Source organism: Winogradskyella schleiferi, from assembly GCF_013394655.1.
In the GTDB taxonomy this organism is placed as follows: Bacteria; Bacteroidota; Bacteroidia; order Flavobacteriales; family Flavobacteriaceae; genus Winogradskyella; species Winogradskyella schleiferi.
Genome location: NZ_CP053351.1, coordinates 549,180 through 562,729 on the forward strand (window position 1 = coordinate 549,180; position 13,550 = coordinate 562,729).

A 13,550-nucleotide genomic window follows, 5' to 3' on the forward strand; every position below is an offset into this window, starting at 1 on the left:
AGCACAATATTGAAACCATTTATTAAACTTATTTGTGTTGTATTCCTATTTACAATTTCATTTACCAGTAATGCACAGGTTGAAGGCGGAGAGACTTATTTAATTAAGGAAATTAAAGTTACAGGAAATACTAATTTTAGTGAGCAAACTATTATTGCTTATTCTAAACTTAGAAAAGACGAAGAGATTCAGGTCGGCGGAGAAAAAATTGCTAATGCTGTAAAAACATTATGGAAGTCCAATCTATTTAGCAGTATAGATATCTATGTTACTGATATAGATGGTAGTACCGCAAATTTAGAGATAAATCTTAGTGATTTGCCAGAACTTAAGGATCTTACGATTGAAGGTGTAAGGAAAGGTAAAAAAGAGGAGATTATAGATGAGAACAAACTAAAATCTGGTCAGAAAGTTACAGAAAACCTTATTGCAACTACCAAGAATTACTTGACCAATAAGTATAAAAAGAAAGGGTTTTTAAACACTAAAGTAAATATTAGCACCTCACAAGTTATTGATTCTATTGAGAAAGAGCGCGTTAACATGCGCATTGAGATAGATAAGGGCCAAAAAGTTAAAATTAAAGAAATTAACTTTGAAGGTAATGAAAAGATAGCAGATAAAAAGCTTCGTAAAGCTATGAAAAATACGAAGAGAAAAAGCTTAAGTCCATTGAGGATATTGAAGCGTTCAAAATATATTGAAGAAGATTTTAGAACAGATTTAGTAAGTGTTGTTGATTACTACAAAGAAAATGGATATAGGGATGCAAGAATAATCTCAGACTCTATTACCTATTTAGATAAGAAAAATATCAATCTTGATATTAAAGTAGAAGAAGGCGAAAAGTATACGTTCGGGAAAATAACTTTTGTGGGTAATACCGTTTATTCCGATCAGTATTTATCAAGTCTTTTGGGCATAAAAGAAGGTGATACCTATAATGGTGTTGAGTTACGAGAACGAATTGCTGACGAGTCTAATCCAGATGCCAATGACATAACCAATGCTTACCAAAACTTTGGATATATGTTCTCTACCATTAATCCTGTTGAAGTTAGTGCAGAAGGAAACGTTATAGATATGGAAATCCGTATCTCGGAAGGAAAACCAGCCTATTTTAATAATGTTACTGTAGTTGGTAATGATGTTACCAACGATCACGTGGTGTACAGGGAAATAAGAACACGTCCAGGCATGCTTTACAGAAAGGCAGATATTATTAGAACCATCAGGGAACTTGGTCAGTTAGGATTTTTTGATGCGCAGCAAATAGCGCCAAATATTTTAAATCCAAACCCAGTCGATGGCACCTTAGACGTAGAGTATTCTGTAGTAGAGCAAGGTTCTAGTCAAATACAGTTGCAAGGTGGTTACGGTGGAGGTGGCTTCATTGGCACCTTAGGTTTGTCATTTAATAATTTTGCAATAAAAGATATTTTTAAAGCAGATGCGTATAAGCCTGTGCCAAGAGGTGATGGTCAAAGTTTAGCATTGAGACTTCAAGCAAGTCAATTTTTTCAAACCTATAGTTTTTCATTTAGCGAACCTTGGTTTGGTGGTAAAAAGCCATTTCAAATGTCAACCTCACTTTCACATTCACGACAGTTTTTATATGATAACTTAACAGGGCGTGCTGATAAAAGCAGACGTTTTAATATTACAGGTTTAACTTTCGGATTGTCTACAAGATTATCTAAACCAGATGATTACTTTTTACTTTCACAGGCCATAAGTTACCAACACTACGACCTTCAAAATTATAACACAGGATTGTTTACGTTTGGTGATGGAACTTCAAATAATTTATCTTACACCATTGGTTTAAGTAGAAATAACCTTTATACCGACCCTATTTATCCTACAGGTGGTTCTAATTTTTCAGTTTCGGCAAAGTTTTCATTCCCTTATTCATTAGTGAATGGCGTGGATTATGAAGCCTTGGAAGAAGATAGAGCTGAACAAACGGAGATCATTAATGATTATCAATCTACCCAAAGTTCAAATCCGGCAGCAATTTCTGCATATAACGACGCATTAGATAGACGGTCTGAAATTGACCAAGAACGTTTTAAATGGTTAGAATTTTATAAGATTAAATTCAAAGCAGATTGGTATCAGGCTTTGACCAAGAAACTAGTGTTACGTCCAAGTGTAGAATTTGGATTCTTAGGTGCTTACAATAATGCTCGTGGCGTGATTCCTTTTGAACGTTTCTTTGTTGGTGGTGATGGTTTAGGGAATTTTTCGTTAGATGGAAGAGAAGTGGTTCAATTACGTGGTTATCCTAATCAATCATTGTCATCACAGGATGGAGGCTCTATTTATAACAAATTTTCTTTAGAATTACGTTATCCTATTACTTTAGGAGCACAAGCTAAAATTTATGCATTATCCTTCTTAGAAGCAGGTAGTTCTGTAAATAATTTTAGGGATTTCGATCCATTTAAACTTCAAAGATCTGCTGGTTTCGGATTGAGAATCTTTATGCCAGCCTTTGGTCTGCTTGGTATTGACTTCGGTCACGCATTTGATGAAGCTCCTTATGGAGCAGCGGTTAAAAATTGGGAAACTCACTTTATAATTGGACAACAATTTTAAGTTTGGCACGATATTTTCTAATAGCTAAATAAGATTTCATCATGGTGTTAAAATTTTTAAGAATATATTTCGTTAAATTTGGAGATTAGTATTACTAAAAATATTTAAGATTTAGTTTTACGAGTAAATATCTCAAAATACAAATACAGAAATGATGAAATTTAAAGTTCTTTTTTTAATAGTAATAATAGGTCTATTGAGCTTTAGTGCTAGCGCACAACGTGGCGTAAGAATAGGTTATATTGATACGGAGTACATTTTACAAAATGTACCGGAATATCAACAAGCTTCTTCTCAATTAGACAAAAAAGTTCAAGATTGGAAATCTGAAATTGAAACCAAATTGAATGCCATTAATCTAAAGAAAAAAGAACTCGAAAATGAAAGTGTTCTTTTAACGAAGGAATTATATGATGAACGACTAGAAGATATTTCTTTTGAAGAGGCCGAAATTTTAGATTATCAACAAAAACGTTTTGGACCTGATGGCGATTTAATGATTCAGAAACGTCAATTGATTGAACCTATACAAGATCAGATTTTTGCCGCAGTCCAAGATATTGCTGAAACCGGAAAATATGATTTCGTGTTCGATAAATCTGCAGATGTTGTGATGCTATATTCAGCAGAGCGCTATGATTTAAGTGAGCGTGTTTTAAACACAATTACAAGAACCTCTAAACGATCACAGGCAAAAAGCAGAAAAGAACGTAAAGAGCTTGAAGAGGAAGAAGTAGTTCCGGAAGTAAGTTCAGATAAAGATGCACGCCAACAAGCGCTGGAAGACAGAAAAGCAAAACGTGAAGAACAATTAGCAGCTAAGCGTGCCGAGCGCGAAAAAGCAGCAGAAGATAGAAGAAAAGCACAAGAAGAATTAAGAGAAGCGAAAAGGAAAGAAGCAGAGGAACGTCGTCAACGTGTCATTGATGCAAGAAATGAGAGATCTGAATCTGCTGAAGAAACTACTACTAATGAGAAAGATAACAATGCAGAGGCAAGACCAACCGTACCTGCGGATAGTACGAAAGCAAAAACAGACATTGAAAAGGATTCAATAAGTTCAAATAAGCCTAAAACGGCCACGGAAATAGCTGAAGCAGAACGTCTTCAGAAATTAAGAGATAGAGAAGCTCGCCAGAAAGCTTTAGAAGATAGAAAAAAGAAAATTATAGAACAACGTAAAGAAGCACGTGCAGAGCGTGAAAGACAGGTAAAAAGGAACGATTCTATAGCAAAGGCGAAGAAAAACGAGGATAACAACAATTAATAACTATAACACACAAATACAATTAAGAAAAATGAAATCACAGATTCACGAATTCAAACAGACAAATAGACTGAACATGAGTAAACATTTAAAAACTTTATTATTTACAGCAGTACTTTTTATAGGAGCAACTAGCTTTTCAGCTGCTCAAAGTAAAATTGCTCATATTAATAAACAAGAATTGATTAAAGCTATGCCTGCTTACACGCAAGCACAAGGTGAGATTGAAAAGATGGGTAAAACTTATGAAGCTGAAATTCAAAATTCACTTAAAGAGTTGGATAAAAAATTAAAGCAATATACTGCAGAAGAGCCAACACAAACGAGCGAAGAAAATCAGAAGCGTATGGTAGAAGTTGAAGGTATTAAGCAAAGCTTAGGAGAGTACCAACAACAGGCTCAGAAACAATTGCAAGAAAAAGAATTTAATCTTTTAAAGCCAATTGTTGAAAAAGCGGATAATGCAATCAAAGCTGTTGCAGCAGCGCAAGGTTATCAGTATGTTGTAGATTCTGCAATGCTTATTGTAGCAGATGGTAAGGATCTTATGGCAGATGTTAAAAAACAATTAGGGATGTAATCCTAATTAAAAAAAATAAATTTTTAGAAAGTCGCTTATTGTTAAGCGACTTTTTATTTTTGTTACTATGAGTAATAATCCTATTGGCATATTCGATTCTGGAATTGGTGGTACATCGATCTTTAAGGAAATCCATACCTTGATGCCAAATGAAAACTGCATCTATTTAGCAGATAGTAAAAATGCGCCTTACGGTAATAAATCCAAGGAAGAGATACTTCAACTAAGTATTAAGAATACGGAGTTCCTTATTGGCAAAGGGAGTAAGGTTATTGTGGTGGCTTGCAATACGGCAACGACCAATGCTATTGATTATCTAAGGGAAAATTATAACATGCCTTTCATTGGTATCGAACCAGCCATAAAACCAGCGGCTTTAAGCACACAAACAAAAGCTGTAGGTATATTGGCAACCAAGGGAACTTTAAGTAGTCAGCTGTTTCATAAAACAGCAGATTTATATGCTCGTGGAATTAAAGTGATTGAACAAATTGGTGAAGGTATAGTACCACTCATTGAAACAGGAAAATTGGATTCTGATGAAATGTACGCGTTGTTGGAAACCTATTTAAAACCAATGTTAGAGCAGAACATTGATTATTTGGTGCTAGGCTGCACACATTACCCATATCTTATCCCTATGCTTACTAAAATACTTCCAGGCAACGTGAAGATTATCGACTCTGGACTGGCAGTCGCAAGACAAACAAAATCGGTTTTATCAACTCATAATTTGTTAAACGATTCTCTTTTAAAGCCAACTCCAACTATAGAACTATTTTCGAATGGTGACGTTGTTATCTTAGATGCCATTTTAGATCATAAATTTGATGTATCTTTTTTGGATTTTTAGTAAGTTTTGATTTTAACTTCACACAAAGTCACTATGAAATTACTTTTCATATATAATGCCAATTCAGGAAAATTAAATACCTTGTTTGATGCAGGACACAAACTCATACGTCCATCAACCTATAAGTGTAGCTTATGTGCTTTAACTTTTGATACATTTACTGAAAATAAGGTCTGGAAAAAGTTTAGAGCTGATAGCCATTTGAAAATGGAATTTTACCATAAGGACGAATTTGAAGCTCTATTTCCGAGTGTAAAACTCATATGGCCAACGATTTTAAAACTTGAAGACCATCAGCTGACCACAGTTTTAACTCCTGAGGTTATAAATAAAATTCCAGATGTTGAAGCGCTAATTGAACTATTGAATCTGAGTATTTAAAACTTACTCCTTAAACCAACTCGAATACTTCACATAATTATTCGCAATCCGATCAATTTCCCCAGAAATTAATTCCTGGCTAATATCTTTAACCTTTTTAGCAGGAACACCTGCGTAAATACTTCCCGATTCTACAATCGTATTTTTAGTAACTACTGCACCTGCGGCAATAATACTATTACTTTCTATAACACAATCGTCCATAATAATACTTCCCATACCGACAAGGACATTATCTTTTATGGTACAGCCATGTACAATGGCATTATGGCCTATGGATACGTTATTTCCAATAGTCGTTGGTGATTTTTGATAGGTAGCGTGGATTACAGCGCCATCTTGAATATTGACTTTATCACCCATTTTAATAAAATGCACATCGCCTCTAATTACTGCATTAAACCAAATACTGCATTGGCTACCTATAGTAACCTCCCCAACTATGGTTGCATTTTCGGCAACATAACAATCATCTGGTATTTGTGGGTGTTTTCCTTTTACTGGTTTTATAATTGGCATATATAATTCCTTTTAATTTATTTGTATCTATGTAAACTCTTAAAATAGATCCATGACCTTTCAATTTATTACAACCCGAAAAATTGGAAAGTTGGATTAAATATAAAATGAAAAATTTCGATAATCTAAAATTAACGGCACAAAAAAAGAGCAGCATATCTGCTACTCTTTAATCTTAATTTTATAAATGAGAAAAACTATACGTTTTCAGCGTCTCTTAAACCTTGAATGTATTCAGCTTTCTGAATTTCTCTTCTTCTTTTTACAGAAGGCTTAGTGAAATAACGAGATTCTCTCAAGTTCTGCATAATTTGCACATTTCTGTGTTTACGCTTGTAACGCTTAAGTGCACGTTCTATGTTTTCTCCTTCTTTGATTTCGATTTTAATCATTATATCGATATATTTTTGTTAACTATTTCTTGCAAATGGTCGGCAAATATATGCTAACTATTTGAAAATAAAAAATTAAATGAATTTTTTAAGTAATTATTTTTTAGCTTAAGAATCTCGATACAATTTCAACTTTAAAATCCGAACTATGAATCTAAATATTAAACTATTGAAGTCTTGATTCTAGCATCTAAAAGCGCAGCGGTCTTGATTCTATTTTACCCTAAATAAGTCTTCAAAATCTTACTCTTACTAGCATGTCTTAGTCTTCTAATTCCTTTTTCTCTAATTTGTCTCACACGCTCACGAGTTAAATCGTAAATGCTTCCAATTTCTTCTAGTGTCATTGGAGGTTGATCTCCAATTCCGAAATTCAAACGAATTACATCACTTTCCTTTTGGGTCAATGTTTCTAGCGCACGTTCTACTTCTGTGTTTAAAGACTCTTTCATTAATGCCTTATCAGGTCTTGGCGATTCGCCAGAACTTACAACGTCATATAAACTAAAGGTTTCTCCATCTTTTAATGGTGCATCCATTGATAAATGACGACCAGAATTTTTCATCGATTGCTTTACCTCACGAACACTAATATCCAATTCGCGCGCAATTTCATCTGCATTTGGCGGTCTTTGATTAATTTGCTCTAAATGCGAAAAAGCCTTATTAATCTTATTAATAGTACCAATCTTATTCAATGGCAAACGTACAATACGGGATTGCTCTGCCAAAGCTTGTAAAATAGCTTGTCTAATCCACCATACAGCATAAGAAATAAACTTAAAACCTCTGGTTTCATCAAAACGTTTTGCTGCTTTTACTAAACCAGCATTACCTTCATTAATTAAATCTGGTAATTTTAAGCCTTGATTTTGATATTGTTTTGCAACCGAAACAACAAACCTTAAGTTGGCTGTTGTTAATTTATCTAATGCTGCCTGATCACCTTTTCTTATTAGCTGCGCTAATTCTACTTCTTCATCTGCAGTAATCAACGGAATCTTGCTTATATCTTGTAGATATTTATCTAGCGATTTATCTTCTCTGTTGGTTACCTGCTTGGTGATTTTTAACTGCCTCATATATCCTTTTTAAAATTTAGTGAACCTTCAATGTAACCTAATTATTAAGAATTCCAAACAATTAGGTTATTATTAACATCTATTAACGAAAAGATGCTTTTTTTACCGTTAAACGGTTAATTTTTGATGGAATCCGTCGCTTTTTTATTTGTAGATTTTTTCTTTCCGCCTAAAAGGCCACCCAAAATACCACTGACGCCTTCTTTAACTTTGTCTTCTGTCGATTGTTTTGTGGTATCTGCTTTTGTTGTTGTAGAATCCGTTTTAGTCGCGTTTGAATTTCCGCCCAAAAGTCCGCCCAATAGGTCTGTGACTTTATCTTTTCCTTTTCCAATTAATTTTTGTTTTTCAATTTCTATCAATTGTTTGGTTAAGTTTGAAACTCCAGACGTTAAATCAGTCTTTATATTAGGATTCGTAAATGTGCCACCAATATTTGCCGTAACAGGAATAGTAATTTTATTCACTTCATTATCGTTGATCTTTCCAATTAAACGATTCACTTCACTACCTAAATATTTTGCTGGTACTTGTAAAACAGCATTGTAATTCATGGTGTTTGAAAAACTGTGTGAACCTGAAACTTCAATAGGAATGTCTTTGTATTTAAGCGTGAATGGTTTTACGGAAACCTGTCCGTTTTCGAAACTTAAATTTGTTGTAAGGTCTTTTAAATCTAGTTCATCTAAATCAATAAAATCTAATTTGCTATCCAAGCCAGAAAGGAGTGGGCTATTTTCAGTATTAATTTTATTGGTAAGAATGCTAGCAATAGCATTTCCGGAAATTGTACTTAAATCTGGCGAAAAACTTGAATCCAAAAACCCACTAATATCAATGGTAGAATTCAATTTTCCTTGAAGAACTTTTGCAATTGGCGCTAAAGCTTTTAGCATTTCCAAATCTTTAAACGATTGCGAAATGTCGAAATTTTGCATGCCCAATTTCATGTCAAAAGTTGGTTTTGTTGCTTTTGTAGAAACATTACCTGAAATCCCTAATTGACCATCAAAAATATCTGTAGTCATATTTTGAAGAATGGCATTTTGGTCTTTAATATAAAGTGTACCTTTTACATTCTTTAAGTTGAGGTTGTCATAAATAACCGTTTTGGCATTGGCAGTAATGGTACATTCCAAAAAATCTGGAATCTTAAGCGATTCAGCATCAGATGTTGTTTTGTTCGATGTTTCATTTGCCGATTCATCTTCGACCATAAAGTCTGAAAGAGCAAACGTATTGGAATTCACATTAAAATTACCTTGAAGATTTTTATCACTTAACAAAAACCCGAGTAAATTATTAATGGTTCCTGTAGCCGAAAAATCACTCTTTCCTGTTAAGGCATCAAAACTATTTAGGCTTACCGTTCCTGGTTTAAAGGTTAAATCGGCTTTATTGATTTGAATGGGATTAATAATGTCTTCCGATGAAAATATAAAATCCGAAATAGAAACACTTCCTGCATTTTTAATACGTTGGTAGGCATTGGTTTCAATGGCATTCATGTCAAAAGACGTGTTTACGTTTCCTCTTAAAATACCGCTCAGTTCATTTTCCAGTTCTATGGGATAGGCTTTTGTGATATTAGCTAAATTTAGAACACCATCTAATTTAGCATCCACGAGCATGTTCTTAGTAAGATTCTTAATATGGACTTCAGATTTGAAAATGTCTTCATCCACCTGAAAGTTGAGTTTATCAATGTCCACAAAGGTATCATCAACGTTACCTGTAGTGTTTTTCACAGAAGCATCAATTGAGATATTCCGAACACTTTTAGAAAGGTCAGGGAATTTGAAGGATGCATTTTCAGACTTCATGTTGATATCTAAAGTCGGGATGGTTTCCTCTGAAATTAAACCTTTAATAATACCGTTAATGGTAAAGTTTCCTGTGGTGCTTACATCCTCAATATTCTTGGCATAAGCTTTTGGAATTACGGCTAAAAAATCCTTAAATGATGCTTCTGGATTCTTAAAACTAATATCAATTTGCTGTCCTGCTTCTACTATTTGTACAAAGCCCTCAAATTCTATAGGCAACGCATTGATGTACCCTTTGTTTTCTTTGAAGGTATATTTTTGTTGCTCTAAATCCATATCGATAAGTGCATCCAATTTAAGACTGTTGTTGCTTAAATATTCAATGCTATCCATGGCAAACGTGATGTTTGCTTCGGTATTAGTGTCTAATTCAGACTTTCCGCCAGAGAAAATGCCTTTGCCGTTGTGATTAATTTCGGTCAAATAAAACGTGGTGTTCGACGTGTCATCAATATAAGTGAACGCACTATTATTGATTTCGTAGTTCTCAATATCGAAACTAAAACCCGTTGAATTAGTTGTGTTTTGCGTTGCAGTATCTGTTGCGCTTTCCTTTACGATATCATAATTAACAGCGCCAGTTTTGTTGGTTTTTAATACCAAAAGCAGTTCATTGGCAATAATTTCGTTAACCTCAAGAGGTTCTTCCGTGCCTTTAAGCAATTGCATTACGCCCAATTCAAACGATAATGTCTTTGCGGTTGCTAAGGTTTCGCCTTCAAAAGGCGCACGATTGATTATTTTTAGATTTTCGACGCTTACTTCAGCCTTAGGAAAACTGCTGATAAGACTGAGACTGATATCGTCAAAAGTTAAATCGGCATCCAAATTGTTGTCCGCATAATTCTGGACAATGGTATCTATTTTAGATTCTAAAACAAAAGGAATCGCAATTAGAATCGCAATGAATAGAAGTAATACGATGCCTATAATTTTCAAAAATTTCTTCATAAGGTCTATTTGTAGTTTTAAAACAACATAATATATACGCAAAATTCCGCATAAAAGTTGCGAATATGGTTAAGTTTAAGAAGATTTTAGTGTTTCACTTAGTTGTTGCAGTAAATTTATTTCCTCATTTACTTTTAGCTTGAAACGTTTTCGGAATACATAAACACCGAGATATAAAAATGGTGTGTCTAACATAGCAACCAAGACCTTAAAAATAAAACCGCTAATAAGCAAACCTGCAAAATTGGACCAATCTATAATTCCAAAGGCACATAGTAAAAATACAATTGTAAACGTATCTACAAATTGAGAAAACCAAGTAGAAAAATTATTCCGTAGCCATAAGTGTTTCCCTTTAGTCAATCGTTTCCAGAAATGATAAATTTGAATATCTACAAATTGAGCAAAGAGGTAAGTAATCATACTCGCAAAGACCGCGAGTGATGTGTTTCCAAAGACCTTATTGAACATGGTATCATCTACATAAGACCATTTGGTAGCAGGCACATTTGAAGCCGTATAAATAATTAAAAGTGAAAATAGGGAAGCGAAAATCCCAACGATGACAATGTCATTGGCACGTTTTTTACCATAAATCTCACTAATTAAATCCGTGATTAGAAATGTAATAGGATAAGGTAAGATACCAACCGAAATTTCAAATAATTTTGAACCAAAAAGAGTAACATCAAAAGGATGCCAAAAAAAGAATTTCTGAAAAATTAAATTTGAAACGACAAGCGATGTGATAAAAAGTCCACCAAGTATAAGGTAAATGCGTTGTGCTAAAAGCTTGTCTTTTATTGACATGTTTTGTGGTTGGTAGATTGTTTTTGTAAATATAGAGAATTTGAGGGAAGTGCGTGAGTTGTTTAGTTGTTAGTTGTTAAGTCGTTTGTCGTTAAGTTGTGAGAATGGTTTTATCGAAAGAATTTTTTTCAAAATTGTTTATATAGATTGAACGTCCCAGAGGGACAACATATCGGTAGAAAAATTTTATTCCATTTTTTAAATGTGCCGTGAGGTACATCATATTTTGTTCACAAACACCATACATATCATTAGCATAATAAATTTTGTTTTAGTTATTTTGTTCATTCCGGTTCGTCATCGAAACGGTAACGAATTATGAAACCATCCAAAACCATTCACATAGCATTAGGTAGTAACAAAGGCAATAAGTTGCAGTATTTGCAATCTGCAGTTGATGCTATTTTTAAGCGTGTTGGTGTTATTCAGAAGATTTCGAAAGTATATAAAACACCAGCTTTTGGTTTTGAAGGTGACGATTTTTTTAATGCTTGTATCGCTGTTGAAACAGAATTGAAACCTAAAAAAGTATTAAAGGAACTTCAGGCCATAGAAGTGGATTTGGGACGTCAACCAAAATCAACCGACGGTTATGAATCCCGTGAAATTGATTTAGATATTTTGTTTTTTGAAGATGAAATTCTTGAAGAAAAAACCTTGGTCATTCCGCATCCAGAACTCCATAAACGTAAGTTTGTACTAAAACCCTTGGTTGCTATTGCCAAGCACATTGAGCATCCAGTTTTAAAAAAGTCAATTGAATTGTTATTTACAGAATGTAAGGATGATTCTGAAATAGAATCCGTAAATATTTGGTTGAAGAATCCTAAAAGAGCTTATTCCTTTAGCGATTATAATTACATAGCTATTGAGGGGAATATTGGAGCAGGAAAGACTAGTTTAGCCAATAAAATTGCCAACGATTTCAACGCTAAGTTAATTTTAGAGCGTTTTGCGGATAATCCGTTTTTGCCAAAATTTTACAAGCAACCAGAGCGTTACGCTTTTACATTGGAAATGTCGTTTTTAGCAGATCGGTACCAGCAAATCAGTGATGATCTATCGCAACTCGATTTGTTCAAGGATTTTATGGTCAGTGATTACGATATTTATAAATCATTGATTTTTTCAAAAATAACCTTGCCAGAAGATGAGTTTAGGTTGTACCGAAAACTGTTTTATCAAGTTTACAAGGATATCGCCAAACCAGATTTATACGTGTATCTCTATCAAAATACGGAACGTTTGCAAGCTAATATTAAGAAAAGAGGTCGTAATTATGAAAAAGACATTAAAGACGATTATCTCGAAAAAATAAATGCTGGTTATCTCGAATTTCTAAAGAGTCAGCAAGAGATGAATGTTAAGATTATAGATATTTCGGATAGGGATTTTGTGAAGAGTCGTGTGGATTATTTGTGGTTGTTGGGCGAGATTAATAATTAGTTCTCAGTCTCAGTCTCAGTCTCAGTCTCAGTCTTAGTCTCAGTCTCAGTCATCATGCAACTAAGGGTTCAGTCGTTATCAAATTTTAAAATTTGGGATATTTTCTATGTGAATCACTATGAATCTCTGTGACTACTTCGTGTAGCTCTGTGGAATAATCTCATAAAGTCGAGTAACAATAATACCTTTTTCATCCTCTGGAATAATCTCATTTAAGATTTTCTCGTCTTTAACTTCCAAATTAAAAGGCATGCTCAGCACATCAACACCACTATTTTGTTTCAATCGTATACCTTGTCCTGATATAATAGCTTTATTAGGAATGAATTTCCCAACTGGTAGGTGTTCCGTTAGAATTACATATTTATAATGAGACAGTTTTTTTACAATTTGTACAATTTCAGCATTAGACAAATGTTGAAGGACCTGTCTCAAAATGACACAATCTGCTTCAGGAAGTTTATCTTCTGCAATATCTAAACAATGAAACTCTAAATTATCTGCTTTAAAGAGTGATTTATTTCTATCGATTAGATTTTCAACAATATCAATGGCGATGTATTTTTTGGTGTATTTAACCAGCTCTTTGCCCACATTAAAATCGCCACAACCCAAATCGCAAACGGTAAGCGAATTGTTATGGGATTTCAAAAAAGCAATCACACTATCTAAATAAGGTTCAATAATTTCTGAGTCATGAGAACCTGAACCAGAATAAAAATCATAGTCTTTTCCGCCCCAAAGATTCAGGTCATAAATTTGTGACATGGCATCTTTTGTTGGCCAAGGTTTTATTATTTTTTTCGACATTTTTTTGAGATTTCTCGGCAAGCTCGTAATAA

12 protein-coding genes are annotated in these 13,550 nt (G+C 33.8%); 6 read left to right on the plus strand and 6 right to left on the minus strand.

Going from position 1 to position 13,550, the window contains the following annotated elements; all coding sequences use genetic code 11:
- The first annotated feature begins 9 nt into the window (after positions 1–9).
- The 5 genes from bamA (at position 10) to HM990_RS02420 (ending at position 5,682) form a co-directional block, all read left to right on the plus strand.
- Positions 10–2,601, plus strand: a complete 2,592-nt coding sequence (bamA, locus tag HM990_RS02400; protein WP_229719349.1) for an outer membrane protein assembly factor BamA — start codon at positions 10–12, stop codon at positions 2,599–2,601.
- Positions 2,602–2,752: 151 nt separating this feature from the next.
- The gene (locus tag HM990_RS02405; protein WP_229719350.1) at positions 2,753–3,868 is read left to right on the plus strand and encodes an OmpH family outer membrane protein; all 1,116 of its coding nucleotides are present in this window, start codon (positions 2,753–2,755) and stop codon (positions 3,866–3,868) included.
- A 76-nt stretch (positions 3,869–3,944) separates the two neighbouring features.
- Positions 3,945–4,448, plus strand: a complete 504-nt coding sequence (locus tag HM990_RS02410) for an OmpH family outer membrane protein (RefSeq protein ID WP_178987410.1) — start codon at positions 3,945–3,947, stop codon at positions 4,446–4,448.
- 67 nt (positions 4,449–4,515) lie between these two features.
- Positions 4,516–5,301 (plus strand): glutamate racemase, encoded by a 786-nt coding sequence (murI, locus tag HM990_RS02415; protein ID WP_178987411.1) that lies wholly within the window; start codon positions 4,516–4,518, stop codon positions 5,299–5,301.
- A gap of 33 nt (positions 5,302–5,334) precedes the next feature.
- On the plus strand, positions 5,335–5,682 hold the full coding sequence (locus HM990_RS02420) for a GTPase (RefSeq protein WP_178987412.1): 348 nt from the start codon (positions 5,335–5,337) through the stop codon (positions 5,680–5,682).
- A 3-nt stretch (positions 5,683–5,685) separates the two neighbouring features.
- On the opposite strand, the gene HM990_RS02425 is transcribed toward HM990_RS02420, so the two are convergent.
- From HM990_RS02425 to HM990_RS02445, 5 genes are all read right to left on the minus strand, one after another.
- Complete coding sequence (locus tag HM990_RS02425) at positions 5,686–6,201, minus strand: gamma carbonic anhydrase family protein (RefSeq protein ID WP_178987413.1); 516 nt, start codon at positions 6,199–6,201, stop codon at positions 5,686–5,688.
- 197 nt (positions 6,202–6,398) lie between these two features.
- Complete coding sequence (gene rpsU / locus HM990_RS02430) at positions 6,399–6,593, minus strand: 30S ribosomal protein S21 (RefSeq protein WP_008269492.1); 195 nt, start codon at positions 6,591–6,593, stop codon at positions 6,399–6,401.
- 218 nt (positions 6,594–6,811) lie between these two features.
- Positions 6,812–7,675 carry a sigma-70 family RNA polymerase sigma factor gene (locus tag HM990_RS02435; RefSeq protein WP_178987414.1) on the minus strand — a complete coding sequence of 288 codons (864 nt, stop codon included), beginning with the start codon at positions 7,673–7,675 and terminating at the stop codon, positions 6,812–6,814.
- 116 nt (positions 7,676–7,791) lie between these two features.
- Positions 7,792–10,452 (minus strand): AsmA family protein, encoded by a 2,661-nt coding sequence (locus HM990_RS02440; protein ID WP_178987415.1) that lies wholly within the window; start codon positions 10,450–10,452, stop codon positions 7,792–7,794.
- Between the two features lie 75 nt (positions 10,453–10,527).
- Positions 10,528–11,262 (minus strand): queuosine precursor transporter, encoded by a 735-nt coding sequence (locus HM990_RS02445; RefSeq protein ID WP_178987416.1) that lies wholly within the window; start codon positions 11,260–11,262, stop codon positions 10,528–10,530.
- A gap of 318 nt (positions 11,263–11,580) precedes the next feature.
- On the opposite strand from HM990_RS02445, the gene folK reads away from it, so the two are divergent.
- On the plus strand, positions 11,581–12,708 hold the full coding sequence (gene folK / locus HM990_RS02450; protein WP_178987417.1) for a 2-amino-4-hydroxy-6-hydroxymethyldihydropteridine diphosphokinase: 1,128 nt from the start codon (positions 11,581–11,583) through the stop codon (positions 12,706–12,708).
- 132 nt (positions 12,709–12,840) lie between these two features.
- On the opposite strand, the gene HM990_RS02455 is transcribed toward folK, so the two are convergent.
- The gene (locus tag HM990_RS02455; protein WP_178987418.1) at positions 12,841–13,518 is read right to left on the minus strand and encodes a class I SAM-dependent methyltransferase; all 678 of its coding nucleotides are present in this window, start codon (positions 13,516–13,518) and stop codon (positions 12,841–12,843) included.
- Positions 13,519–13,550 lie beyond the last annotated feature (32 nt).

Coding starts and splice junctions, on each gene's coding strand:
- HM990_RS02440 (WP_178987415.1), bottom strand. CDS start 10,452: ATGAAGAAATTTTTGAAAATTATAGGCATCGTATTACTTCTATTCATT.
- murI (WP_178987411.1), top strand. CDS start 4,516: ATGAGTAATAATCCTATTGGCATATTCGATTCTGGAATTGGTGGTACA.
- HM990_RS02405 (WP_229719350.1), top strand. CDS start 2,753: ATGATGAAATTTAAAGTTCTTTTTTTAATAGTAATAATAGGTCTATTG.
- rpsU (WP_008269492.1), bottom strand. CDS start 6,593: ATGATTAAAATCGAAATCAAAGAAGGAGAAAACATAGAACGTGCACTT.
- HM990_RS02455 (WP_178987418.1), bottom strand. CDS start 13,518: ATGTCGAAAAAAATAATAAAACCTTGGCCAACAAAAGATGCCATGTCA.
- HM990_RS02425 (WP_178987413.1), bottom strand. CDS start 6,201: ATGCCAATTATAAAACCAGTAAAAGGAAAACACCCACAAATACCAGAT.
- HM990_RS02445 (WP_178987416.1), bottom strand. CDS start 11,262: ATGTCAATAAAAGACAAGCTTTTAGCACAACGCATTTACCTTATACTT.
- HM990_RS02420 (WP_178987412.1), top strand. CDS start 5,335: ATGAAATTACTTTTCATATATAATGCCAATTCAGGAAAATTAAATACC.
- folK (WP_178987417.1), top strand. CDS start 11,581: ATGAAACCATCCAAAACCATTCACATAGCATTAGGTAGTAACAAAGGC.
- HM990_RS02435 (WP_178987414.1), bottom strand. CDS start 7,675: ATGAGGCAGTTAAAAATCACCAAGCAGGTAACCAACAGAGAAGATAAA.
- HM990_RS02410 (WP_178987410.1), top strand. CDS start 3,945: ATGAGTAAACATTTAAAAACTTTATTATTTACAGCAGTACTTTTTATA.